Origin of the sequence: Pseudodesulfovibrio thermohalotolerans, from assembly GCF_021353295.2 — a bacterium.
Classification (GTDB): Bacteria; Desulfobacterota; Desulfovibrionia; order Desulfovibrionales; family Desulfovibrionaceae; genus Pseudodesulfovibrio; species Pseudodesulfovibrio thermohalotolerans.
Map to the genome: position 1 here is coordinate 1,179,235 of NZ_CP120635.1, position 24,691 is coordinate 1,203,925.

25 protein-coding genes are annotated in these 24,691 nt (G+C 60.3%); 13 read left to right on the plus strand and 12 right to left on the minus strand.

The annotated features are described in order from the left end of the window. Positions 1-56 precede the first annotated feature (56 nt). The 3 genes from hisB to hisA are packed head-to-tail and all read left to right on the plus strand — an operon-like array spanning position 57 to position 2,016. Positions 57-638 carry an imidazoleglycerol-phosphate dehydratase HisB gene (hisB, locus tag LF599_RS05360; protein WP_269941447.1) on the plus strand — a complete coding sequence of 194 codons (582 nt, stop codon included), beginning with the start codon at positions 57-59 and terminating at the stop codon, positions 636-638. Beyond that, a complete protein-coding gene (locus tag LF599_RS05365; protein WP_279522568.1) occupies positions 638-1,291 on the plus strand; it encodes a hypothetical protein in 654 nt (217 codons plus the stop codon). Before hisB ends, LF599_RS05365 begins: the two co-directional genes overlap by 1 nt. After that, entirely contained in the window at positions 1,288-2,016 is a 729-nt protein-coding gene (hisA, locus tag LF599_RS05370) for a 1-(5-phosphoribosyl)-5-[(5-phosphoribosylamino)methylideneamino]imidazole-4-carboxamide isomerase (protein ID WP_279522569.1), read from the plus strand. The genes LF599_RS05365 and hisA overlap by 4 nt, the downstream gene beginning before the upstream one ends. Positions 2,017-2,448: 432 nt before the next feature. Here hisA and LF599_RS05375 read toward each other — a convergent pair whose 3' ends face one another. The 5 genes from LF599_RS05375 to upp all read right to left on the minus strand — a co-directional run bounded on the left by LF599_RS05375 (position 2,449) and on the right by upp (position 6,490). Beyond that, entirely contained in the window at positions 2,449-3,276 is an 828-nt protein-coding gene (locus LF599_RS05375; protein ID WP_279522570.1) for a mechanosensitive ion channel family protein, read from the minus strand. Between the two features lie 102 nt (positions 3,277-3,378). Next, complete coding sequence (locus tag LF599_RS05380; protein ID WP_279522571.1) at positions 3,379-4,137, minus strand: glycosyltransferase family 2 protein; 759 nt, start codon at positions 4,135-4,137, stop codon at positions 3,379-3,381. Positions 4,138-4,403: 266 nt separating this feature from the next. Further along, positions 4,404-5,078: a uracil-xanthine permease family protein gene (locus LF599_RS18285; RefSeq protein ID WP_404823736.1), complete on the minus strand. Its 675-nt coding sequence runs from the start codon at positions 5,076-5,078 to the stop codon at positions 4,404-4,406. Then, a complete protein-coding gene (locus LF599_RS18290) occupies positions 5,063-5,767 on the minus strand; it encodes a solute carrier family 23 protein (RefSeq protein WP_404823737.1) in 705 nt (234 codons plus the stop codon). Before LF599_RS18290 ends, LF599_RS18285 begins: the two co-directional genes overlap by 16 nt. A gap of 96 nt (positions 5,768-5,863) precedes the next feature. Beyond that, positions 5,864-6,490 carry a uracil phosphoribosyltransferase gene (gene upp / locus LF599_RS05390; protein WP_279522572.1) on the minus strand — a complete coding sequence of 209 codons (627 nt, stop codon included), beginning with the start codon at positions 6,488-6,490 and terminating at the stop codon, positions 5,864-5,866. Between the two features lie 177 nt (positions 6,491-6,667). On the opposite strand from upp, the gene LF599_RS05395 reads away from it, so the two are divergent. Both LF599_RS05395 and LF599_RS05400 read left to right on the plus strand, forming a co-directional pair. After that, complete coding sequence (locus tag LF599_RS05395) at positions 6,668-8,344, plus strand: dephospho-CoA kinase (protein ID WP_279522573.1); 1,677 nt, start codon at positions 6,668-6,670, stop codon at positions 8,342-8,344. Then, positions 8,341-9,081, plus strand: a complete 741-nt coding sequence (locus LF599_RS05400) for a rhomboid family intramembrane serine protease (protein ID WP_279522574.1) — start codon at positions 8,341-8,343, stop codon at positions 9,079-9,081. The genes LF599_RS05395 and LF599_RS05400 overlap by 4 nt, the downstream gene beginning before the upstream one ends. A 6-nt stretch (positions 9,082-9,087) precedes the next feature. Here the strand turns inward: LF599_RS05400 and LF599_RS05405 are convergent, their stop codons facing one another. Together LF599_RS05405 and LF599_RS05410 are read right to left on the minus strand one after the other, a co-directional pair. Further along, the gene (locus LF599_RS05405; protein WP_269941442.1) at positions 9,088-9,636 is read right to left on the minus strand and encodes a nicotinate-nucleotide adenylyltransferase; all 549 of its coding nucleotides are present in this window, start codon (positions 9,634-9,636) and stop codon (positions 9,088-9,090) included. Between the two features lie 2 nt (positions 9,637-9,638). Next, entirely contained in the window at positions 9,639-10,961 is a 1,323-nt protein-coding gene (locus LF599_RS05410) for an alkaline phosphatase family protein (RefSeq protein ID WP_279522575.1), read from the minus strand. Between the two features lie 100 nt (positions 10,962-11,061). Here LF599_RS05410 and LF599_RS05415 point away from each other — a divergent pair, with 100 nt between their 5' ends. Continuing rightward, complete coding sequence (locus LF599_RS05415; protein ID WP_279522576.1) at positions 11,062-11,664, plus strand: PHP domain-containing protein; 603 nt, start codon at positions 11,062-11,064, stop codon at positions 11,662-11,664. A 44-nt stretch (positions 11,665-11,708) separates the two neighbouring features. Here LF599_RS05415 and LF599_RS05420 read toward each other — a convergent pair whose 3' ends face one another. Continuing rightward, the gene (locus LF599_RS05420; protein WP_279522577.1) at positions 11,709-12,266 is read right to left on the minus strand and encodes a BON domain-containing protein; all 558 of its coding nucleotides are present in this window, start codon (positions 12,264-12,266) and stop codon (positions 11,709-11,711) included. Between the two features lie 146 nt (positions 12,267-12,412). Here LF599_RS05420 and LF599_RS05425 point away from each other — a divergent pair, with 146 nt between their 5' ends. The 4 genes from LF599_RS05425 (at position 12,413) to LF599_RS05440 (ending at position 17,680) form a co-directional block, all read left to right on the plus strand. Then, positions 12,413-13,405 (plus strand): DnaJ C-terminal domain-containing protein, encoded by a 993-nt coding sequence (locus LF599_RS05425; protein ID WP_279522578.1) that lies wholly within the window; start codon positions 12,413-12,415, stop codon positions 13,403-13,405. Between the two features lie 10 nt (positions 13,406-13,415). Then, positions 13,416-13,751, plus strand: a complete 336-nt coding sequence (locus tag LF599_RS05430; protein WP_269941436.1) for a chaperone modulator CbpM — start codon at positions 13,416-13,418, stop codon at positions 13,749-13,751. A 28-nt stretch (positions 13,752-13,779) separates the two neighbouring features. Beyond that, positions 13,780-16,377: an ATP-dependent chaperone ClpB gene (clpB, locus tag LF599_RS05435; protein WP_279522579.1), complete on the plus strand. Its 2,598-nt coding sequence runs from the start codon at positions 13,780-13,782 to the stop codon at positions 16,375-16,377. A 148-nt stretch (positions 16,378-16,525) separates the two neighbouring features. After that, a complete protein-coding gene (locus LF599_RS05440; protein ID WP_279522580.1) occupies positions 16,526-17,680 on the plus strand; it encodes a multidrug effflux MFS transporter in 1,155 nt (384 codons plus the stop codon). Between the two features lie 71 nt (positions 17,681-17,751). Here the strand turns inward: LF599_RS05440 and LF599_RS05445 are convergent, their stop codons facing one another. Next, entirely contained in the window at positions 17,752-18,726 is a 975-nt protein-coding gene (locus LF599_RS05445; protein WP_279522581.1) for a YheT family hydrolase, read from the minus strand. Between the two features lie 138 nt (positions 18,727-18,864). Here LF599_RS05445 and LF599_RS05450 point away from each other — a divergent pair, with 138 nt between their 5' ends. Beyond that, positions 18,865-20,070 carry an aminopeptidase gene (locus LF599_RS05450; protein WP_279522582.1) on the plus strand — a complete coding sequence of 402 codons (1,206 nt, stop codon included), beginning with the start codon at positions 18,865-18,867 and terminating at the stop codon, positions 20,068-20,070. Positions 20,071-20,074: 4 nt separating this feature from the next. Here the strand turns inward: LF599_RS05450 and LF599_RS05455 are convergent, their stop codons facing one another. The 3 genes from LF599_RS05455 to LF599_RS05465 are packed head-to-tail and all read right to left on the minus strand — an operon-like array spanning position 20,075 to position 21,835. After that, positions 20,075-20,689, minus strand: a complete 615-nt coding sequence (locus tag LF599_RS05455; protein WP_279522583.1) for a hypothetical protein — start codon at positions 20,687-20,689, stop codon at positions 20,075-20,077. Continuing rightward, positions 20,679-21,641 (minus strand): hypothetical protein, encoded by a 963-nt coding sequence (locus LF599_RS05460; RefSeq protein ID WP_279522584.1) that lies wholly within the window; start codon positions 21,639-21,641, stop codon positions 20,679-20,681. Before LF599_RS05460 ends, LF599_RS05455 begins: the two co-directional genes overlap by 11 nt. Beyond that, positions 21,641-21,835, minus strand: coding sequence for a hypothetical protein (locus LF599_RS05465; protein WP_279522585.1), 195 nt, complete (start codon positions 21,833-21,835; stop codon positions 21,641-21,643). Before LF599_RS05465 ends, LF599_RS05460 begins: the two co-directional genes overlap by 1 nt. A 138-nt stretch (positions 21,836-21,973) precedes the next feature. On the opposite strand from LF599_RS05465, the gene LF599_RS05470 reads away from it, so the two are divergent. Beyond that, a complete protein-coding gene (locus LF599_RS05470) occupies positions 21,974-22,603 on the plus strand; it encodes a nucleotide exchange factor GrpE (RefSeq protein WP_279522586.1) in 630 nt (209 codons plus the stop codon). Between the two features lie 102 nt (positions 22,604-22,705). Then, on the plus strand, positions 22,706-24,619 hold the full coding sequence (gene dnaK, locus LF599_RS05475; RefSeq protein ID WP_269941428.1) for a molecular chaperone DnaK: 1,914 nt from the start codon (positions 22,706-22,708) through the stop codon (positions 24,617-24,619). Positions 24,620-24,691 lie beyond the last annotated feature (72 nt).

The following is a 24,691-nucleotide window of genomic DNA, read 5'->3' on the forward strand; positions in this document are numbered from 1 at the left end:
GTCTTTTCCTCTATGTATGGGGATAACGCTCACGTTCTACAGGAAAGGAGTGCGCCATGCGCCAGGCCACCGTGGCACGGACCACCAAGGAAACGGACATCAAGCTGACCCTGAATCTCGACGGAGAGGGTAAGGTCAAGGTCGACACCGGCATCGGTTTCGCCGACCATATGCTGACCCTGTGCGCCTTCTGGGCCGGGTTCGACCTCGAATTGACCTGCAAGGGCGATTTGGAGATCGATACCCACCACAGTCTTGAGGACATCGCCCTGTGTCTGGGGCAGGCGTTTTCCGAGGCCTTGGGCGACAAGCGGGGCATCAACCGCGTTGCCTCGGTCAAGGTCCCCATGGATGAAGCCCTGGCCGAAGTGGTTGTCGATCTGTCGGGCCGTCCGTATATCGTCTACGACGACGCGCTCCTGCCCGCCATCATCGCGGGCGACGAGAAGGACGTCTGGCGTGAATTTCTGAAATCCCTGGCATTCAAGGCAGGCATGAACCTGCACGTCAAATTTGAGTATGGCCAAAACGGTCACCACCTGCTGGAAGCGGCCTTCAAGGCCTTGGGCCTTGCCCTAGCCCAGGCGGCGACCATAGGCCGCAAGGGAGTTTCCAGCACCAAAGGGAGTCTCGACTGATGAAACGTTCCGCTGTTTTCGCCTTCCTGGGTCTTCTCTGCCTGGTATTGTTGGCCGTCGCCGGTTGCGGCAAGTCAACGCGTACCGCCGCCGTGCCGCGCCCCGAGGGCAAGCTCGCCGTGGCCGGGTTCACGAACCCCACCTACAACTGGGAGCTGTTGGCAGGCTATCTTGAGGAAGAGGGCAAGCCCGCTCCTGCCGGGACCATCGAGACTCTCGACATGATCCTGGCCGATACCCTGCACGAGCACCAGGTCTTCGACTACATTACCCCGGACGCCGTCAGGCAGTGCGAGGACGTGGTCGTTTTCGAGGATTCCGGCAAGCCAAAGGTGTCCGCTTGGAAATATTGGCTCGGCGTGGGCAAGTGCATCCAGGCCGATTATCTGCTCGTTCCCCAACTGACCACCTGGCATGAACGGGTGGGCAGCGAAATGGGCGTCGAGACTCCGGCATCCGTGGCCATCGATTTTTACCTCATCGACGTCAAGCAGGAACGGATGATCCGCTCCCGCTACGAGGAGACCCAACAAGCGCTGTTGGAAAACCTTTATAACGCCAAGAAGTACGCTGCCCGGGGCGGCAAGTGGGTGACCGCCACCCGACTGGCCCAGGACGGCATGGACGAAAAACTCATGGAACTCGGATTATGATTCTTTTTCCCGCTGTCGACATCAAAAATGGTGAATGCGTCCGTCTGGCACAGGGCAAGGAGGATGAGGTCACCGTATTCGCCTCCGACCCCGTCGCCCAGGCGCGCTATTGGGAAGACCTCGGCGCGCGCTACCTTCATGTGGTTGACTTGGACGGTGCTTTCTCCGGCGTGCCCAAGAACTTTGAGCTTATCAAGGCCATTTGTTCCGCGATAGATATTCCGGTCCAGCTCGGCGGCGGCATCCGCGATATCGCCACGGCCCGGAAATACATCGAGGCGGGCGTTCACCGGCTGATTATCGGCACCATGGCCCTTGAGGACCCGGATCTCTTTTCCGACCTCTGCAAGGCCCTGCCCGGCCGCATAGGCGTCTCTCTCGACGCGGTGGACGGCAAGCTCAAGACCAAGGGATGGGTCGAGGACGCCGGATTGACCATAGACGATGTTCTGCCCAGGCTCGAAGCCGAGGGTATCTGCTTCATCGTGTATACCGACATTGCCCGGGATGGGATGCAGACCGGCGTCAACCTGGACGCCTTAGCCGCGCTCTGTTCCAAGACCTCCGTTCCCGTCATCGCCGCCGGGGGCGTTCATACCCTCGACGACATCAAGAACCTCTATCCCTTGTCCGGCAAGGGACTGGAAGGGGCCATTTCGGGCCGCGCCATTTACGTGGGCACTCTGAACGTCAAGGAAGCCAACGCCTGGATCGACGCCCAGTAGAGCGACAAGACCATCAATAATGAGGGCATCCGCAAGCGGGTGCCCTTTTTTTGTGCACGTGTTGCGCCTGTAAGGGGCGCGATTTCCCCTGCGGCAACGGTAAAGGCGCATTATGGCGCGTCTCGGCTGGGCGCTGTCCCGCATAATCCGCGCGGCAGACGGCTTGGGGACGTGTCTGGGTTGTCAGTGCGGTTTGCGGTCAGGTCCTGAACTCACTGCCGCTTAATTTCTCATATGAGAGCGATTTGCCCGCATGAAACGTCTATCGTTCAGGTGGCCGGGAAGGATGCAGAAACGCGCATAAGGGATAGCCCTCGCGTCATGAACAGGTTCGCCGGATATCGGGCAATATAAAGGCCCCGGCTCGTTTTCGAGCCGGGGCCTTTGGTAATCGTTGTGCGTGAAATCGGACAGGAAACGGTCGCGCCGTGTCTAGTTCTTGTCCACGGCGTGCATGTACACGTCCTGCTGCGGGAAGGGAATGGAGATGCCTTCCTGGTCGAAGACAAGCTTCACCTTCTCGGTCAGCGCGAAGTAGACGCCCCAGTAATCGGAGGTCTTGCACCACGGACGGACCACGAAGTTGACCGAGGAGTCGGCCAGTTCGGACACTTCGATGGTCGGGGCCGGTTCGGCCAGGACCCGAGGCTCTTCGGACACGATGCGCTCCAGGGTCTTTTTGGCCTTGAGCAGGTCGTCGCCGTAGCCGATGCCGAAAACGAGGTCCACGCGGCGAGTGTCGTTGGCCGTGACGTTGGTGATGGTCCCGCCGAGGATGGCGGAGTTGGGCACGGTGATGACCATGTTGTCCGGAGTGGTCAGCACGGTGTTGAAGATATTGATGGCGGTGACCGTGCCGGAAACGCCGCCTGCGGTGACGTAGTCTCCCTTGCGGAAGAATTTGAGCAGGATGAGCATCACGCCCGCCGCGAAGTTGGACAGGGAGTCCTTGAGCGCCAGGCCGACGGCCAGGCCTGCGGCGCCGAGTACGGCCAGGAAGCTCGTCACGTTGATGCCCGCTTGGCCAAGGGCGGCGATAACCACCGCCGCGATCAGGGCGTAGTAGATGATGTTCCGCAGGAACGAGGCCAGGGTCTCGTCAACCTTGGCTTTGAGCATGACGCGCTGCGAGCCGTTGGCGACGGCCTTGGCGATGATTCGTCCTATGACGAATATTATCAGCGCGACGACAATGCGGAGACCGTATTGGGTCATGTAGCTGGTCAGGGTATCGGTAATTTGGGCAATATTGAATTCCATGGTTCCTCCAAAAAGCAGGGGGTATGTTTCGTCTTGGGAATGATTAGCACAAGGAGAAAAATATCGGAACAGATTTATTGAAGAGACGTGGTGGAATTTCGATTATTCGTCGCCCCATTTTCCGTTCTCTTCCACACGGATGTATTTTTGAAAGGTGTAGTAGAATCCGGCCAGTGCGTTGCATAGCCCGGCTGTGCCGTCCAGGAAGCCGAGCTTGAGCAGGTAGAGCTTGATGAATCGCATCTTGGCGTGGAGCAGGGCCCGGCAGACACCGCCTTTCCGGCCCTTTTCGCGAAGGGCGGCCGCGCCTTCCTCGGCGTAGTAGTTGATTTTGTCCATGTGCTGGCGGAAGGACTCGTACGGGTAGTGGAGGATATCCCCCGAGAGCTTCCGGCTTTCGCCGCGTGGTTCGAAATGATAGTGCGCTCCCGAGGCCGTGACGTTCATTTTGCCGGAACGGAACACGCGGAACAGATAGTCGGGATACCATCCGGAATGCTTCATGAATCGATTGAAATAGAAGGAGCTTCTGGGAACGTAGTAGCCAGCCATCCGTTCATTTTTGCCGAGGCTTTCCAGAATGTTTTGACGAAGCTCCTCAGTCAGGAATTCATCCTGGTCCAGGGAGATGATCCAGGCCGTGCCGATTTCGCCCAGGGCGAACTTGAACTGGTCCACCGGGCCGGGCCACGGCCGGACGATGACCCGCGCGCCGCATTGTTCGGCGATCTCGCAGGTGCGGTCCGTGGACTGGGAGTCCACCACCAGCAGCTCGTCGCAGAAATCGAGCGACTTGAGGCATTTTTCGAGCAGACGCTCGCCGTTGTAGGTCAGGACCAGGCCGGTCACCGTCTCGCGCATTGGGTCATTCCTCCTGATTTGCGCATGATAGCCGCTAACCTACTCCCGGTCCATCGGAAAAGAATCCGTGATGCCTGCCTCTACGGCGGGCGGGCGCGGAATACAGGCCGTTCGGTCGCGGCCGCATCCGGTTTTGGGAGCACATGAGCGGTTTGGGGATGCTGCCCGAGTCTTGCCGAGGACTCCTGGGCGGGAAGCCGGGAGGCGTCCCGGCGGCGGAAGAAACCCGGTCCCCATGGCGAGGGGACCGGGTGTTGTGTTCTGCCTTACAGTTCGGCGGGATCGTTTTCCTCGTTGCAGTCCTTGCAGGGGAGGAGCAGGTTGAGGACCACACCCGCGATGGCGCCCAGGCCGATGCCCTTGAGGTCGGTGATGCCGATGTTCAGGACCATGCCGCCGAGACCGAAGACCATGATGATGGCCACGATTATCATGTTGCGCGGCAGGAGCAGGTCGAGCTGTGCGCGGACCAGGGTGTTCAGGCCGATGACGGTGATGGCGCCGAAGAGCAACAGCATGATGCCGCCCATGACCGGCATGGGAATGGTGTTGAGGAAGCCGCCGAGCTTGCCCACGAAGGCGAGCAGGATGGCGGTGATGGCCGCCCAGGTCATGATCGCCGGGTTGAAGGCGCGGGTCAGGGCCACGGCGCCGGAGACCTCGGAGTAAGTGGTGTTCGGCGGGCCGCCGAGCATACAGGCCAGGGAGGTGGCCAGGCCGTCGCCGAGCATGGTGTTCTGGATGCCCGGGTCCTTCACGTAGTCCTTGCCGGAGATGGAGCCGATGGCCAGGACGTCGCCGAAGTGTTCAATGGCGGGCGCGATGGCGATGGGCACCACGTAGAGGACGGCCTCCCAGCTCCAGGTGGGCATGGAGAAGTTCGGAATGGCGAAAAGTTTTGCGTTTTGCACGGGTGCCAGGGAGATCAGGGTTTTGTCCATCCAGGGGCTATCCCCATGCCGCCGATCTTTCCGTCGACGGCCGAGGCCACGAAGGAATCGTACATGGAGGCGGTCATGCCGGTGGCGTCGAGGATCAGGGAGCAGGTGTAGCCTGCCGTGATGCCGAGCAGGATGGGGATGAGCTTGAACCATCCCCTGCCGAGCAGGGAGAACATGATGGTGGTCAACAGGGCGACGCCCGCCACGATCATGGACGGAATCTGCGGTTCCAGCCAGACCTGGCCGTTGTGGCCTAGAGCCATGTTCACGGCCACGGGAGCAAGGATCAGGCCGATGAGCATGATGACCGGGCCGGTGACGATGGGGGGCAGCAGTCTGTGCAGGAAGTCCGCGCCGAAGAAGCGGATGCACAGGCTGATGATTATGTACAGGACGCCTGCCGCGACCAGGCCGCACATGATTTCGGGATAGGTGAACTCGCCCTGCTGGGCCGCGAACAGCGGCGGCAGGAAGGCGAAGGACGATGCCAGGAAGACCGGCACCTTACCCTTGGTGACCACCTGGAACAGCAGGGTGCCTATGCCCGCCGTGAATAAGGCCACGTTGGAATCGATGCCCGTCAGGATCGGCACCAGGACCAGCGCGCCGAAGGCCACGAAGAGCATCTGCGCGCCGAGCAGCGCGTCCTTCGGTTTGAAATTGTACTCGGTGGAATGAACGTCGCTCATTGTTACCATCTCCTCTCTCTTGGTTGCGGAGCCCCCCGACTCCTGTGTTGCCCCGTCGCTCTCAAAAAAAGGCACGCTTCTTAGCGTGCCCTTTGCCTACTTGGTGCCGAATATCTTGTCCCCCGCGTCTCCAAGACCGGGGATGATATATCCTACGTCGTTGAGTTTTTCATCCAGCGCCGCCGTGTATATGTCGACGTCGGGATGCTCGGAGAGAATCCGTTCCACGCCTTCGGGAGCGGCGCACAGGAACAGGCCGCGGATGGACTGGCAACCCGCTTCCTTGAGCAGCTTGATGGTGGCGTTCAGAGTGCCGCCGGTGGCCAGCATGGGGTCCAGAATGAGGGCCATGCGCTGGTCGATGTTCTTGGCCAGCTTGACGTAATACTGGACGGGCTCCAGGGTTTCCTCGTTGCGGTAGAAGCCGACCACGGACGCCTTTGCGCCGGGGATCATGTCGAACACGCCGTCCATCATGCCCAGGCCTGCGCGCAGGATGGGTACCACGGTGACCTTCTTGCCCTTGATGCGGTCGATTTCGACGTCGCCTGCCCAGCCCTTGATGGTGGCCTTCTCGGTTTCGAAATCCTTGGTTGCCTCGTAAGTCAGCAACCGGGTGAGTTCGTTGGCCAGAGTTCGGAAGTGGCTGGTGGAAATGTCGTGCCTACGGAGCAGACCTACCTTGTGCCGGATCAGCGGGTGGTCAACCAGGTGTAAGGCCATTATCGCCTCTCTTTGGTAAATGGGTTCTGATAATATCTAAGGAAAGTTTCAATTGCGCAAATTTCTTTTTTCTACGTACATGCAGAGGTAGGGTCAAGGGTGAATTTTACGACAGGTGAACGTATAGTTGAGAAATGAATTTTGCTTTCCAATGATTCCCGGTATATCAAGGACTCCATGACGCAAGAGAAAATTGAGCAGCAATGGCAACGGACCGTTTCGCTCGCTGACGCGGGCATTCGCCTGGACAAGTTCTGGGGCCGCGAACTGGCCGGGGAGGGCGTTTCCCGGGGGCGGATCTCGGGCTGGATCGAGGCGGGCCTTGCAAGCGTCGACGGCGAGGTCGCGACCAAGGGAAAACAAAAGCTGGCCGTGGGACAGACCGTGACTATCGGAGCCGCCGGTCCCGAGCCGGGCGAGGCTCCGCCCGAGCCGGTCCAGGGCGACATCGAGGTCGTGTTCGAGGACGAGGATATGCTTGTGGTCTGCAAGCCCGCCGGGGTGACGACCCACCCCGCTCCCGGCGAGCCCGGCCCCACTCTGGTTAACCATCTGCTGTATCGCTGGCCAGACCTCGCGGCGGAAAGCAGCGGCATGGACGGCCAGCGGCCCGGTATAGTTCACCGGCTGGACAAGGACACCTCCGGGCTCATGGCCGTGGCCAGGAACGAGGCGGCCAGGCTGAAGCTGTCCGGGAATTTTGCCGGACGAAACGTTTTCAAGGTTTATCTGGCCCTTGTCCACGGGCGTCCCGAGCCTGCGGAAGGGAGCATCGACGCACCCATGGGCCGCCACCCGAGCCGCAAGACACTCATGGCCGTCGTGCCCAAGGGCGGCCGCGAGGCGCGCAGTGAATATCGGGTGCTCTGGACCGGGCCACGCGGGCTGGCCTCCTTGGCGGCCATACGCATTCATACCGGCCGAACTCACCAGATTCGCGTTCACATGGCCCACATCGGGCATCCGCTGCTCGGCGACGCGGCCTATGGCCCGCGCGAGAACGCCGAGTGGTCCCGCAGGTCCGACCGGCTGGCCGGGCTGGCTCCGCGCCAGATGCTCCACGCCTTCTATCTTTCGGTTCCCCATCCGGTCACGGGCGAACCCGTTACCCGGTGGCAGGAGCCGCCCGAGGACTTTCGCACCCTCCTGGCCGGACTGCCGCGCGAGTGCCTGCGGGTGGGCATCGTGGGGATGCCGGGCGGCGGCAAGTCCGCCCTGCTCAGGGCGTTGCGCGACATGGGGCGGCCCTGCTTCTCCGCCGACGAGTGCGTGGCCGAGCTGTACGGGCCGGGCGGCGACGGCGCGGCCATGATCCGGCAGCGGTACGGCGGCCGGTATACCCTGGACGGCGGCGGAGTGGACAAGCCTGGGCTGTTCGCGGCCATGTGCGAGTCCGAGCCTATCCGCCGGGAGGTCATGGACATGGTTCATCCCATGGTCCGGCATCGGTGCGAGGAATTCTTCAAGGTCCATCGGGACGAACCCGTGGCCTATGCCGAGGTTCCCCTGCTGTTGGAAGGAGGATGGCACAAGTCCGGCGCGGTGGACCTCGTGGCCGGAGTGCGCTGTCCCGAGTCCAAGCGAACCGGCGAATTGCGCGAGTTGCGCCGTCTCTCGCCCGAGACCCTGGCCGTATTCGACTCCTGGCAGTGGCCCGAGGCGGATAAGCTCGCCGCTTGCGGCCATGTGGTGGATAACGACAAGGGACTTGCCGAGCTGGCCGACGGAGCGCGCCATCTGGACGAGACGGCATTGGCCGCCTGGGACCGGCGCAATCGGGAGTTCATGAACTGGATGGACGGCCTGTGGCAGGAACTGGCCGCCGAGCTGGACGCAGAGAGGGGCAAGGCGTGATCCCCATCCGCGACAATGTGCCCCGTGTGACGCGGCCCTATGCCGTTGTGGCCATTATCGCGTTGAACGCCCTGGTATTTCTTTTCGTCGAGAGCCTGCCGCCGCAGTCCGTGGCCAGAATTTACCACTTGTTCGGGGTGGTCCCCGCCCGGTTCTTCGAGCCGGGATGGGCGGCCTGGGCAGGGTACCCGGACACCCTCGGCTGGCCGTTCCTGACCTATATGTTCCTGCACGGGGGCTGGCTGCATGTCATCCTGAACATGTGGATGCTGTGGATATTCGGGGACAATATCGAGGACGTGACCGGACACGGCTGGTTCGTGCTCTTTTACGTGCTCTGCGGACTGGCCGCCGTGGCCATGCACATGGCCTTCGAGCGGACTTCGCCCATGCCCGTGGTGGGGGCGTCCGGAGCCGTCGCCGGGATCATGGGGGCGTACATCGTGCTCTATCCGCATGGACGGGTTCTTACTCTGGTTCCCGTCTTCTTCTTTCCTTTCATTTTCCGTATCCCGGCGTCGCTGTTCCTGGGATTCTGGTTCGTCACGCAGCTTCTTTCCGGGGTGTATTCCGCGGCGGCGGGCACGGAGGAGGTCGCCTGGTGGGCGCATGTGGGCGGGTTCGTCACCGGCATCATTCTCATCCATTGGTTCCGCAGGCCCGGCCGGTGCCGCTACTGCTACAACCGCGATACCAAGGACTACGACCCGGAGAATCCGGAGCCGCCTTCCGCATAGGCGCGGTCACATCTCCCTGAATCGTTCGGCGAGACGCCATTTCTCCACCAGGGCCGCCACGGACGGAGGCACCTTGCTGCGCCATTCCAACCCGTCGCGGATGGCCGCGCGCACATCCGTGCCGTTTATGCCCTTTTGGCTTTCGGGCCGTTCCCACATGACATGGGTGTCCAGGCCGAGAGATTGGAATCGCTTCAGCTTTTCCCTGCCCCAGTCGTCGTAGATTGTCAGGTAGTACACCGCATCGCGCGGGGCGCGGTCCTTGAGCAGGTCCGGGCAGTTGATGGGAAAGGGAACCACCGAAAATTCATGTCTGCTCACCCCGGCCTCCACCAGGGCGGCTTCGATCATGGCCTTGCGTTCCTCAAAGGTGAGCGGGTTGTTCTCCCGGGCCGAGCGGTCGGGATCGGTGGCCTCATCGCGCGTGGTGGCCGCGTCTGGATTGGTCACGCCGATTATCAGCCTTTCGCACAGCCTTTTCCCCGCCAGCAGGTAGGTCAGGTGATCGTTGTGCAGGACCTGGAATCGTCCGTGGATAAAACCGAGTGGATGCATGGTCACTCCTGGGGATCGAGGATGAACGGAAGGTGGTCGCCCGGCCAGTATTCCACGGGATCTGGGGTATCGTGGATGCCTGCCAGTCGGGCGCGGTCCAGGTGGTTGAGGACCGTGAACATGAATTCGCGGCCGCGCATACAGCCGAGCGCGCCTCCGGCCACGGAAATCTCGTCGAATGCGGACGTTGTGTCCCGGCGCACGCCTTCACCAGCGAACATGAGCGGCACCGGCTCGCCCGAATGGATGAGCGCGCCGCTGCTCGGGGTGGAGTGGTCGGCGGTCACGGCCAGGAGCAGGCGGGAGTCGGCTAGGATGTCGTCCGCCACCTCGGCGAGGCCCCGGTCCAGGGATTCGATGACATGGACTTTGGCTTCCGGGTCCTTGCGGTGCGCGGCCTGGTCCGGAGTTTTGGTGTGTACGTGGATGAAATCGAAGTCGTCCGCCCGTTCCAGGGCGAGCCGCACCCGGTCGGCCAGGTCCGCTCCCGCGTCGCCGGTGTCGCGGGCCTTGAGAAATTCCATGCCCGTGAACCGGGCCAGCCCCGCGTACATGACCCCCGTGGCGATGGACAGCCCCCGCAGCCCGTATCTTTCGCGCAGGGCGGGGCAAGGCTTGAGCCGCCCGGCCCGTTGGGTGACGAGGCCGTTGGCCGGGATGTGACCCGAGCGTTCCCGTTCGCGGTTGAGGGGAAGATCGGCGAGGATGCGGTGCGCCCGGGACAGGTACGCGGTCAGGAATTCCGCCGTGCGTCGCGCCGCTGGGTCGTGGGCGTGATCCCGGAGCGGCAGGGGGCGGGGCAGCGTCCGTCCGTCCACCATGGGATTGGTGTCCGTGACGAAGGGCGAAACCTCGCCGCGCAGGACCAGGACCCCGAACAGGCCGCCAACGGGGTGAAGGGTGGCGGTCACGCCGTCGCGTTCGAAAGGGGGCAGGGCAGTGAAGAGCGTTTCTGTTTCGCCGGGCGTTGCGGGGGATTTGTCGTGGACAAGGGTAAGGCGGCCGCGCGCGTCCGGAGCGATGTGGGCGAAATGGGCGAGCAGGGCCACGTCGTCCGGGCCGAGGTCGATGCCCGCGCCCAACGCTTCGAGGGCTCCGCGTCCGGGGAATTCGCCGGGAAGCCCGCCGAACATGGCGAAGTGGGCGTTTTCCGACGGCAGGGGCTGGCCGAAGCTGGCGGCGTGGTAGAGCCCTGTGGCCGACAGGGAGGCCAGCCTGTCCATGCAGGGCGTGGCCGCAGCCTGAAGCGGGGTCCGGTTGCCGAGGACCGGGTGGGAGCGGTCGCCCAGGCCGTCGAGCAGGATGAGGATGCAGGTGTCAGGCATGGACGGCCCCGGCACTGCAATCGAGATGCCCAATGGAAACGATCTGTCTCATTAATATAATCTCATTGTAATGGCGGATTGCGGGTGTAGTATGTTCTATATGCTGATAGACCTTCATGTCCACTCCACCTGTTCGCCGTGCAGCGTCCTGAAGCCGTCCGAGATTCTCGCCCATGCCAGGGCAAAGGGACTTGACGGCGTGTGTATCACCGATCACGACACCATGTCCATTCTGACCCAATGTCGGGAGGGATTCCAGCCCGACGGGCTGCTTGTGATCGTGGGCATGGAGTACACCACGGAACAGGGCGATTATCTCGTTTTCGGCGACGTTCGGTCGCTGCCCGCAGGGCTGTCCGCCGAGAGCCTGCTCCCCCGTGTCCGCGAGTTGGGGGGCGCGGTCGTTGCCGCCCATCCGTGCCGCGTCTGGCGTCCGGCTGACCCGGCCGTCTTCGAGCTGGGGCTGTGCGGCATCGCCGAGGTGAGGAACGGGCGCAACACCGCCGCCGAGAATCAGCAGGCCCTGCAACTGGCTTCGGGGCACGACATGATCGCCGTGGCCGGTTCCGACGCCCACACCCTGGCGGAGTTGGGCCGATGTCCGACGCGGTTCACCGTGCCAGTCAACTCGGCTCACGATCTGGTGGACGCCCTCAACCGGGGGCAGTGCCGTCCCGCCGCTGCGCATCGTTCGGCGGCCTGACCTTTTCGCGCCCGGTCATCCCCCGGCCGGGCCGTCTTCCATCTTTACTTCGAGGGAATCAGGAAGGACGTGACCTTGCGCACGCCCTTCACGGACTTGGCCACCTTCACGGCCAGGGCCGCGTCAGCCTTTGTCCTGACCATTCCGATCAGGACCACCTCGCCGTTCATGACCTCCTGCTCGATTTGAGTGGAGCTCAGGTCGCTGTTGCCGATGAGTGCGGTGCGCACCTTGGCCACCAGCTCCAGGTCGGCGGTCGTGGTGTCCGATTCGGCCACGAAGTATTGGGTGACTTTCTTCACTCCCGAGGTTCCCTTGGCTGTCTTTACGGAGAAACTCCTGAACGCCGTGTCGTTGATCGCGCCCACCAGATAGACCTGTCCCAGGAAGCAATATACGTGGACCTTGAGGGCAAGAGCCGAGTCCTTGTCGGCCAGGGCCGTCTTGATGGTCAGGGATATCTTTTTGTCCGCCGCCTGATCGCCGACGCTGCGCTCGTCGCGCGCGCTTCCGTAAATGGCTCCCCAGGGGGTCCAGGCGATGGCGGAGAGGGCCAGGCAAAGGATCAGCGCGCATTGAGCGGGAGGTGTGGGGCGATGCATGGTTTTCTCCTATAAACGTTTGTGGATAACTCTGTGGAAAATTACCTTTTTGTCGTGGTTGCGGTCTTGACACCCCGCAAAGGCATATTACCTTAGGTAGGCGTTGGAGAAATTATAAAAAGTCAGCACCAAGGGATAAGATTCTAATGGAATATAGAGATTATTACAAACTCCTCGGAGTGCCGCGTTCCGCTTCCAAGGAAGAGATTGGAAAGGCTTTCAAGAAGCTGGCCCGAAAGTATCACCCCGATCTCAACCCGAACGACAAGGAAGCCGAGAACAAGTTCAAGGAGATCAACGAGGCCTACGAGGTCCTCAAGGACGAGAAGAAGCGCAAGCTTTACGATCAGTTCGGTTCGAACTGGGAGCATGGTCAGAACTTCCAGCCGCCGCCGGGCTATGAGAACGTCCACTTCAGTTCCGGCGGGGGTTTTGGAGGCGGAGGCGGAGGCGGAGGTTTCTCCGACTTCTTCGAGACCATCTTCGGCGGCGGTGGCGGCGGCGCAGGCTATCGCGGCGGCTTCCACCAGGGCGGTTTTTCGCAGGGCGACTTCGGCGGCGGTTATCAGCCGCGTCCCCGCAGGGGGGCGGACTCCGAGGCCTCTTACGAGCTGTCTCTTGAGGAGGCCTACCGGGGCGGCAAGAAGTCCATCTCCCTCCAGGAGCAGACCGCCGGGCCGGACGGCTTCCCGCGCATGACCACCAAGACCCTTGAGGTCACGGTGCCCGCGGGCATCAAGGACGGCCAGAAGATTCGTCTGGCGGGTCAGGGCAACCCCGGCATGAACGGCGGTCCCAAGGGCGACCTGTATTTGAAGATTCGGCTTATGCCGCACCACATGTTCAAGGTGTCGGAATCGGACGTCATCCTCGATCTTCCCCTGGCTCCATGGGAGGCCGCGCTCGGTACCACCGCGCGCATCCCCACCCTGGACGGGGCCGTGGAGATGAAGATTCCGCCGGGCATCGGCTCGGGCAAGAAATTGCGCATCAAGGGCAGGGGCCTCGGCTCCGGCGCCAAGAAGGGCGACCAGTACGTGCGTATCATGATCCAGGTCCCCGAGCGGCTTACCGCCGAGGAACGCGACCTGTTCGAACAGTTGCAGAAGACCTCGGCATTCAAGCCGAGAAGTTTCTAGGGGTGCGACGATGACCACGAAAAGATTGCAGGAAATGATGATGCATCTGCCGGGCCTCAATCTGCCCGAACGCAGTGAATACGTTGCCTGGGCCCAATTGGTCCAGCTGACCGCCATCCAACCCGCCGAAGTGAGCGAGCTGGTCGACCTCGGCTGGATTAGCCCCAAGAAGACCGGGGCCGAGGAATACCTGTTCCGGCTCAAGGACGTGTATCGCATCCACAAGCTCATGCGCCTGGTCCGCGACCTTGAAGTCTCGGTCTACGGCGGGTCCATTATCGTCGATCTGCTCGAACGGGTCGAAGAGCTGGAAACCGAAGTCGAGGAATTGAAAAGGTTCGTCTGACCGATATATTTCGCGAGGAGGTAATCATATGGATATCAATACGTTCACTCGTAAAACACAGGAAGCCGTCTCCGAGGCCCAGAATTTGGCCATTCGGAACGGGCACCAGCAGATAGACTGCGAACATCTCATGCACGCCCTGGTGGCGCAGGAGAACGGCCTTGCGGGCCAGATCCTGCGCAAGCTCGGCGTGGCCCCGGATGCCTATCTCGGGGCTATCGACGCCGAGATCTCCAGAATGCCGTCCGTGACGGGTTCGGGCGCGCGCCCGGATCAGATCGTGGTCACGCCGCGTATGCAGAAGACCCTTGTGGCCGCCGACGACATGCGCAAGCGCATGAAGGACGAGTATGTCTCCGTGGAGCACGTGTTCGTGGTCCTCATGGACGAGCCGTCCAGCACCGGCGTGGGCAAGGTCAACAAGCAGTTCGGCCTGGACAAGAACAAGGTCCTGACCGCTCTTGAGGAAGTGCGCGGCAAGCAGCGCGTGACCTCGGACAATCCCGAGGCCACCTATGAATCGCTCAAGAAGTACGGCCGTGATTTGGTGGAGGAGGCCCGTTCGGGCAAGCTCGACCCGGTCATCGGCCGCGACAGCGAGATTCGCCGCGTTATCCGCATTCTTTCCCGCCGGACCAAGAACAACCCGGTGCTCATCGGCGAGGCCGGCGTCGGCAAGACCGCCATCGCCGAGGGATTGGCCCAGCGCATCGTCAAGGGCGACGTGCCCGAGGGGCTGAAGGACAAGACCGTCTTTTCCCTCGACATGTCCGCCCTGATCGCCGGGGCCAAGTACCGTGGCGAGTTCGAGGAGCGACTCAAGGCCGTGCTCAAGGAAGTGGCCGAGTCCGCCGGGCAGATCATCATGTTCATCGATGAGCTGCACACCATCGTGGGCGCGGGCAAGACCGACGGAGCCATGGACGCGAGCAACATTCTGAAGCCCATGCTGGCGCGCGGCGAATTGCATTGTATCGGCGCGACCACGCTGGACGAGTACCGGAAGTACATCGAGAAGGACCCGGCGCTTGAACGTCGTTTCCAGACCGTGCTCGTGGAGGAGCCGTCCGTCGAGGACACCATCTCCATTCTGCGCGGACTGCGTGAGCGGTTCGAAGTGCACCACGGCGTACGCATTGCCGATGGGGCCATCGTGGAAGCGGCCGTCCTGTCCAGCCGGTACATCACCGACCGGCAGCTCCCGGACAAGGCCATCGACCTTATCGACGAGGCCGCGGCTCTGATTCGTACGGAGATCGATTCCCAGCCCTTCGAGCTGGATACGGTCAACCGGCAGGTCATGCAGCTTGAGATCGAGCGCGAGGCCCTGAAGCGGGAGTCCGACAAGGCGTCCCGTGAGCGGCTGGCCGATCTGGAGAAGAAGCTGGCCGAGCTCAAGGAGTCCCAGGCCGCCATGCTCGCCCAGTGGGAGAATGAGAAGTCCTCCATCGAGCGGCTCCGCGCCCTCAAGGGCGAGATCGAGGCCACCCGCCGCGAGATCGACGAGGCCAAGCGGATTCCCGACTACAACCGGGCCGCCGAGCTGGAATACGGCAAGCTGCCCCAGTTGGAGAAGGAGTTGGCGGATCGCAACGAGTCCCTGGCCACGGGCGATGCTCCGCGCATGGTCAAGGAAGAGGTCGGTCCGGACGATATCGCCCTGGTCATCTCCAAGTGGACCGGCATCCCGGTCACCCGGCTCATGGAAGGGGAGCGCGAGAAGCTGCTTCGGCTGGCCGACACCCTGCACGAGCGGGTCATAGGCCAGGATCAGGCCGTCCAGGCCGTGGCCGACGCCGTGCTCCGCGCCCGCGCGGGACTCAAGGACCCGACCAGGCCCATCGGCTCGTTTATCTTCCTCGGCCCCACGGGCGTGGGCAAGACCGAGCTGTGCAAGACCCTGGCCTCGGCCCTGTTCGACACCGAGGACAACATGATCCGCATCGACATGTCCGAGTACATGGAGAAGCATACCGTGGCGCGGCTCATCGGCGCGCCTCCGGGCTACGTGGGGTATGACGAGGGAGGCCAACTGACCGAGGCCGTGCGCCGCAAGCCGTACTCGGTCATTCTGTTCGACGAGATCGAGAAGGCGCACCATGACGTGTTCAACGTGCTCCTGCAGATTCTCGACGACGGGCGGCTGACGGATTCCCACGGCCGGACCGTGGACTTCAAGAACACCATCGTCATCATGACCTCCAATCTCGGGGCCGAGTTCATGCTCGACGGCATCAATGCGACGGGCGAGTTCAAGCCCGGGGTCGAGGACCAGGTGCGCGAGGTCCTGCGCCGCCACTTCAGGCCCGAGTTCCTGAACCGTGTGGACGAGACCGTGCTGTTCCGGCCACTGACCCAGGATCAGCTCATCGGCATCATCGAGCTGCTCGTGAGGGGCCTGCGCTCCCGGCTTGAGGACCGCAACATCGGGCTGACACTGACCGATCGGGCCAAGGCGTTTATCGCCCAGTCGGCCTACGACCCGTCCTTTGGCGCGCGGCCTCTGCACCGCTACCTGAAGCACAACCTGGAGACGCCTCTGGCCAAGCGGCTCATCGCGGGCGAGCTGTCCGATGGCGAAACCGTCACCGTGGACGAACGCGAAGGGGAGCTTGTCTTCGCGTAAGACGGGAAGAAACGACGCAACAGGCCGGTGTCCGGGAACGGACGCCGGCCTTTTTTGGGCTGCGCCGTCCGGGGGCGGCCCAAATGTCGCTTGACATCCCGGCCATGTTCTTGAAAAGTTGCGCCTTCAACTTTTTATTGGGGAGCCCATGCCGAACCTGATCCTGTTGTCTTTGCTGGCGGCCTTTCCGCCGCTTTCCACCGATATGTACCTGCCCGCCATTCCCACATTGCAGGCATTGTGGGGCATCACCTATGCCACGGCCAACCTTTCCCTGGTCCTGTTCATGGGCGTGTTCAGCGTCTTTTTGCTCATACACGGCCCTCTGTCCGACCGGTTCGGCCGCAAGCCCGTGCTTGTCGGCGGGCTGATTCTGTTCATAGTGGCCTCTTTCGGCTGCGCCCTGGCTCCCACAATCGGATTTTTGCTTGCCTTTCGCTGTTTGCAGGCCGCAGGCGCGGCGGCCGGGGCGTCGCTGGCCCTGGCCTTGTCCAAGGATCTTTATGCCGGAGCGGAAAGGCAGAAAATTCTGGCCTATATAGGGGTAATCATGGCCCTGGGGCCCATGCTGGCCCCGTCCATCGGCGGATTGATGCTCAAGTTCGCGTCCTGGCGCTGGATATTCATCGTCCAGGTGGGCATGGCCTTTATCGGGCTGTACGGGGTGCTGCGCCTCAAGGAGCCGCTCACCGAGTTCACGCAGGGCGGTTTCCTGGCCGTGGCCGGGCGCTACCGGTTGGTGCTTCGGAACCTGCCGTTCACGGTCCTGGCCACCGGGTTCGCCCTCATGTCCCTGCCCCATTTCGCCTTTATCGGCGGCTCGGCAGACATGTACATCAACGAACTGGGCCTGTCGGAACAGGCCTTCGGCATCTATTTCGGGGCCAACGCCGTTGGCTTTATGCTCGGGTCTTTCGTCTGCACCCGGTTGGTGGGCACGTACAAGCCGTTGAGTATGCTCTACGCAACCTTCGTCTTCCTTTTCGCATCCACCGTGCTCATGTTCGTTCTTGGCGGGCGTACCCCCCTGACCCTGGCCTTGCCCATGTTCTGCATGTCTCTCAGCGTGGGCTTTTCCCGGCCCATCTCGAACTCCATGATCCTCGACCAGGTGGATTCGGATGTGGGCGCGGCCGCGGGCATCCTTACTTTCGAGATATTTTTCATCGCGGCCATGGCGATGCAGCTTATCTCCATGGATTGGGATCACAAACCCTACATTTTGGGCGTTCTCGGCGTGTTTGGCACCCTGATTCCGCTGGCGGCCCTGCTGGCCGTCCGGAAGCGGTGCAGATTCAACTAGGCCGCGTTTCCTGAAACGGCAAAAGCCCGCGTGCAAATCTGTACGCGGGCTTTTTTAACTATGGCGGGGGATCAGGCCGCTATTTCCTTCAGGAACGCCTTGGCGCGCTGTTCCGACCAGTAGACGTTATCGTGGTCCTTGGCGATGAACCCCACATGACCGCCGTGAAGGGGCATTTCGAGGAACAGGTCCGGGTTGGACATGGCCTCGGTCACCGGGAAGCAGGTCGGGGTCAGGAACGGGTCGTTCTGGGCGTTGACCAGCAGGGTGGGCACGTGGACGGATCGCAGAAACTGGAGAGAGGACGCTTTGGCGTAGTAGTCGGCGGCATCCGCGAAGCCGCCGAGGGGAGCCGTGAACCTGTCGTCGAAGTCGCGCAGGGTGCGGATGCCCTTGAGTTTCGACGCGTCCACCAGTTCCGGAAACCGTTCGCCTTTTTCCCGCATCTTCCGGCGCAGGCCGCGCATGAAATATTCGAAATAGATACGGTGGGCCGAGATGACCCGCTCGGCTCCGCCAAGGTCGCAGGGGGTGGAGAAGGCCATGGCCCCGGCTATTTCCCGGGGTACGCGGCCGGGTTCCTCGCCCAGATATTTGAGGGTCTGGTTGCCGCCCATGGAGAAGCCTATGAGGACCACTTTGCCGTAACGGCCCGTGGACAGGCAGTGGAGAATGATCTCGTGCAGGTCGCCGGTTTCGCCCGAGTGGTAGGAGCGGGGCAGCCGGTTGGGCTCCTCGCCGCAGCCGCGCTGGGACCAGCAGGCCGCGTCCCATCCCGCCTGGTTGGCCATGACCGCCATGCCGAGGACGTACTTGCGCCGCGAATCTCCTTCAAGACCGTGGCTGATGATGACCAGCCGGTCGCTCTCGCCGGTGCGGGAGCGGTGCCAGTCCAGGTCCAGGAAGTCTGAGTCCGCCAGCTCCACGCGTTCGGTCACGGGCGCGGCCAGGGGCGCGAGCCGGAAGAGCGGCGGGTAGAGGGTGGCCAGGTGGCCCGAGGCGAACGGGAAGGGCGGCCGATAGTCGGGAATGGGCAGTACGGGCATGGGTCCGGTGTACGGCCACGTGGCCGCGAAGTAAAGCGGCGCGGGCGTATTCCCGGGGGAAAAACGGTTGCCCGGACCGCTCCTGATTGGCTATTCTTACCTACCGCCCGATTCGCGGCGCGAACCCGAGGAGCCTGTGTGCCGCTGTACGACCAGACCGATATGGAGAATTACGCCGAGGTCCTGACCTGGGCCCTGAACGAGTCCCGTGAACGCCCACTGCGCAACAGCGAGACGGTTCTCATCCGTTACGACATTCCGGGACTGGCCCTGGCCGAGGCGGTCTATTCCAGGCTCATGGACATGCATCTCATGCCGGTAGCCATGGCCCAGCCCACGCCGTACATGGAGATGGAGCGGTATCTCAATTCCAGCTACGGACAACTTCTTTTCCAGCAGCCCGGCCTGGCCGAGCTCTATTCCCAGATCGCCGGAGTCATCAACATCATCGCTCCCGAGGAGTTGACCTATCTACAGACGGTGGACCCGCGCACCATTGCGGAAGCGAGACGCGCCGACGCGCCCAACCGGCGCATCCTGCAACGGCGCAGGCAGTCCGGGGCCATGGGGTGGACCACCTGCCTCTATCCCACCGAGGCCCTGGCGGCGGGGGCGGGCATGACGCTCGACGAGTACGCCTACGCCCTGAAGCGCGCCTGTTGGCTGAACATGCCCGATCCTGTCGCCGAGTGGCGGCGGCTGAAGCGGGAGGCGGGCGAGGTCTGCGCCTGGCTCGACGCCATGGAAATCCGCAGCGTCAAGGTGGAGTCCGAGGATATCGACCTTACCGTGGGCATCGGCGACAACCGCCGTTTCGTGGGCGTGAACGGGGCCAACATTCCGGGGTATGAAATCTACGTGGCTCCGGACGCGCGCAAGGTGGACGGAACCTATTACGCTGACCAGCCGACCATCCGCTACGGACACCTTGTCGCGGGCATGGCCCTGGATTTTTCCGGTGGCATCGCCTCCCGCGTGGAGGCAGGGAGCGGCCAGATGTTTGTCCAGCAGCAGCTTTATTCGGACGCGGGCGCGCGCAGGGTGGGGGAGTTTTCCCTGACCGACCGACGGTTTTCCCGCGTGGACCGTTTCATGGCTCACACCCTGCCGGATGAGAATTATGGCGGAGAGCACGGCAACTGCCATATCGCCCTGGGCGGCTCGGTGCTGGAGAGTTTTTCCGGCCCGCCCGAGCTGCTCACTCCCGAGCTGGAGTACGAGCTCGGCTTCAATTCCTCGGACATGCATTGGGACCTGGTCAACACCCAGCCCAAGCGCGTCACCGCCTGGCTTGTGGACGGCAGCCCCAGGCTGATCTACGAGAACGGCGAGTTCCAAATGTAATATGTTAGGAAAAAATTAAGAGCACAAGGGCCACTATTGAAATTACAATTCCATTTCTCAAATCTATCTGAGCTGCGTAAACATAGTTTGATTTTATTGCAGTCGTAGAAACATTTAATCTTGTTGAAATGTAATATATTTTGGATTTTCTTTTTAGATCAATGCTGGTTATTGATTGAAATTTTCCAGTATCAATTTCTAAATCTTGTGTTGTGAATTTGTATGTTGCCGATATTTTCTGGGCTAGAATTGCATTGGTTACAGAAAGAGTCAGATACACAACAGAGATTGCTAGCAGTATATTCGCAATTATGATGCCAGTATTGCTTCCATTTTGGTTGTTTGTCGTGTTGTATGCTATAACCAATAGGGGTATAACTATCGAATTTATTGAAAACAAGGCACCCGCTTTAGATTCAATTGTTTCCCTCCTCCTGAGTTCGTCATAGTATAATTCTTTTAAATTTTCAGTTAGTAGATCAAGGTCTTCGATTTGTCGTATGTTGACAGTCTTTTCAGACAGTAATTTTCTATCCGATTGAATCTTGCGGTCTAATATTCTTCTGGCCTGGAGTGCTAGGCATGTAGGAAGAATTTGTTGTAACAGTCTATTGGACATTGGTCCCTGCCAATAGGCTAACTATTTTTTGGTCCAGTTTGATACCGGTGTTCCTCATAAGCCAACTCCATTCTCCGGTTGGATTTGCTTCAATAAAATAAAATTGATTATCGCGTTCAATTAAATCTATCCCGCAGTAGCTTAAGTTCAGTAATTCTACTAAACGAAGTAATTTTTCGACCAGAGAATCTGGTAGGGATGTGGGGATGTAACGTAGGTCGTTTTTTTGTAGTCGCCAATCGTTTTCGATTGGGCCTAAATCACTTTCAATTGAAAACGGAAAAATTTCATTGCCAATGACAGTGACTCTCAGATCATTCTTTGGTTGGAGTGCCTCTTGAAAAGACAATGGAGCTACTAACCGTGCTTGTTCCGAAAGAGTCTCATTGTCAATAAAGTTAGTATATAAAAATCCAACGCTGTCTTTTTTTTGTATATATAAAGTATCAATGCTTTTATAAGCAATTTTTGGGCTTGGTATGTGGCTACTAATCAAATGAGGAGCATTTGAAACTATCGTATATGGGATATTTAATCCCACTTCATAGGCTTTTTTAAGCTGCCATGATTTGATTTCTGCTTTGTATGTTGCGTCAGGTGAATTTACCCATAAGATATTCTCAAAAACAACTAGGCTTCTTAAAAAAGCTGCCCATTGTGTTGTTGAGATTTCATCACCTATAGATTCGTATCTCTTGTTTTCACGTAGAAAAGTTGGAGCTCTATAGAAAATAGAGTAGAGTGACTCTTCTTTAATGCAAACCGTAAAATCACCGTTCTGAATCGTTAGTTCTGGTTTGGCTGGTTCGAGAAGTATATTAACGCTATGAAATTGATCGCGGTTTAAACGAAAAAAAGGAATATTATTATCATTTAAAATTCTACAAATAAAATCGCATGAATAATCAAGTGAATGCGATAAAATCAATGTATGAGGTGTAATAGTAGTCACTATTCGCCCTTAACATCTTCACCAGTTTCTACATCACATTTCTTAGTCCCGGGATTGACCCCGTTTGCATCATCTATCAGCGGTACTCCCGAAGAGTTTTCCCAGAAACCTTTTAAAAAATTGTATGTATAACTGCCTTTTTTCTCGACGGTATTTGTAAAGAAACGCAATGAATCACAAATTAAATCAGTCATAATTGCCTCACATTTTTTACATATATTAAAATGAAATGAGCCCCATTGACAACCTTATCCCCATGCTTATTTTCCCATCAGGTCTCGCTCCCAGCGAGCCTTTTCATTACATAATCCGCTTCTCAAGGAATTGATTTCATGGCTAAAAACAAAAACGAAGTGCCCATCAATGGTCTGTATGACGAAGATGGCCGGATATTCGAGGAACAGGACCCCGAGGAGCAGGCTCCCAAAGGCCGGGCTGAGAACGAGCCCGCCGAGGAGCAGGCGGAGGTGTCTCTGAGCAAGGAAGAGCTGGCCGCTTTGTGCAAGGAGTCGGTCTGTCCCGAGTGTGACGTGTTCAAGGAGGCCGAAGCCACCCGGCTGCGCGCCCTGGCCGACTCCGAGAACGTCAAGAAGAGGCTGTTCCGGGAGGCCGAGGAACTCAGAAAGTACGCGGGCGAGTCCGTTTTGGCCGACCTGCTGCCTGTCCTCGACAACCTGGACCTGGCTCTGGCCCACACCGACAACCTTTCTCCCGAGTGCAAGAATTTCGTGGTCGGCGTGGACATGACCCGCAAGCTTTTTCTGGGCGCGGTCAAGACTCACGGTCTGGAAGCCGTGCAGGCCGAAGTCGGCATCGATTTCGACCCCGAGATCCACGAGGCCGTCGGCACAGTGGAAGAGCCTTCGCTGTCCGACAACCAGGTCGCCCAGGTGATCCAGAACGGCTATCGCCTGAAAGGACGCCTGCTTCGCCCGGCCAAGGTCATGGTCAACAAGGTGTAGGTTTTTTGACGCTCCGGCCTTTACAAGGGCTGACGCGTGATTATTGAAGAAAGTAACGGAAATTTACGTCGAATACGACTTTCATATTTAGGAGGACATAATATGGGTAAGATCATAGGGATCGACCTTGGAACCACCAACTCCTGTGTTTACGTCATGGAGGGCAAGGATCCGAAATGCGTCACCAACCCCGAAGGCGGCCGGACCACTCCGTCCGTTGTGGGTTTCACCGACAAGGAACGGCTTGTGGGCGACATCGCCAAGCGTCAGGCCGTGACCAACCCCGAAAAGACGGTCTTCGCCATCAAGCGGCTCATGGGTCGCTCCTCGGATTCTCCCGAGGTGAACAAGTGGCGGGAGCATTGCCCTTACAAGATCGTCGCGGGCAACGGTAAGGACGCCTGGGTCGAGATTGGCGGCAAGAAGTATTCTCCGCCCGAAGTCTCCGCCATGATTTTGCAGAAGCTGAAGAAGGACGCCGAAACCTACCTCGGCGAGCCTGTTACCGAGGCGGTCATCACCGTCCCCGCATACTTCAACGATTCGCAGCGCCAGGCCACCAAGGACGCGGGCAAGATCGCCGGTCTTGAGGTCAAGCGCATCATCAACGAGCCCACCGCCGCGTCGCTGGCCTACGGTTTCGACAAGAAGGCCAACGAGAAGATCGCGGTCTTCGACCTCGGCGGCGGAACGTTCGATATCTCCATCCTGGAAGTTGGCGACAATGTCGTCGAAGTGCGCGCCACCAACGGCGACACGTTCCTGGGCGGCGAGGATTTCGACCACCGCATCATCGAATACCTGGTGGACGAGTTCAAGAAGGAGAACGGCATCGACCTGTCCAAGGATCGCATGGCCCTGCAGCGGCTGAAGGAAGCCGCCGAGAAGGCCAAGCACGAGCTGTCCTCCTCCGTCGAGACCGAGGTGAACCTGCCGTTCATCACCGCCGACCAGAACGGTCCCAAGCACATGATGGTCAAGATCAGCCGAGGCAAGCTCGAAAAGCTCGTCGAGGACCTGGTCGACCGCACCGTCGGACCGTGCAAGAAGGCTCTCAAGGACGCCGGTCTGTCCGCCTCCGACATCGACGAGGTCATCCTCGTTGGCGGCATGACCCGTATGCCTCTGGTCCAGGAGAAGGTTAAGTCCTTCTTCGGCAAGGAGCCCAACCGCTCCGTGAACCCGGATGAGGTTGTCGCCATGGGCGCTGCCATTCAGGGCGGCATTCTGGCCGGTGACGTCAAGGACGTCCTGCTCCTCGATGTGACCCCGTTGTCGCTGGGCATCGAGACCATGGGCGGCGTGATGACGCACCTGATCGAGCGCAACACGACCATTCCGACCAAGAAGTCCCAGGTGTTCACCACCGCGGCCGACAACCAGCCGTCCGTGTCCATCAGGGTCTTCCAGGGCGAGCGGCCCATGTGCGCCGACAACAAGCTGCTCGGCAACTTCGAGCTGACCGGCATTCCGCCGGCGCCTCGCGGCGTGCCGCAGATCGAGGTCTCCTTCGACATCGACGCCAACGGCATCGTGCACGTCGGAGCCAAGGACCTTGGCACCGGCCATGAGCAGTCCATCCAGATCACGGCCAGCTCGGGTCTGTCCGAGGACGAGATCAACCAGATGGTCAAGGACGCCGAGGCCCATGCCGACGAGGACAAGAAGAAGCAGCAGCTCATCGAGGCCCGCAACCAGGCCGATACCCTGGTCTACACCTCCGAGAAGTCCCTGCGCGACCTCGGCGACAAGGTCGATCCGGCCCTGAAGGCCGACATCGAAGGCAAGATCGAGGCCGTCAAGAAGGCTCTCGAAGCCGAGGACGTCGATCAGATCAAGGCCAAGGCCGACGAACTGGCCCAGGCCTCGCACAAGCTGGCCGAACAGCTCTATGCCCAGCAGAACGCCGCCAACGCCGATGCCGGTGCGGCAGCGGGCGCGGCCGGAGCCGAAGCCGGTTCCGCGGCCAAGGATGACGACGACGTGGTGGATGCCGACTACACCGAAGTCAAGTAGTTCGGCTTGCCTTCACAGGCCAAGCGAAGTATAGCATTACCCGGTCCGCAGTATTGCGGGCCGGGTTTTTTT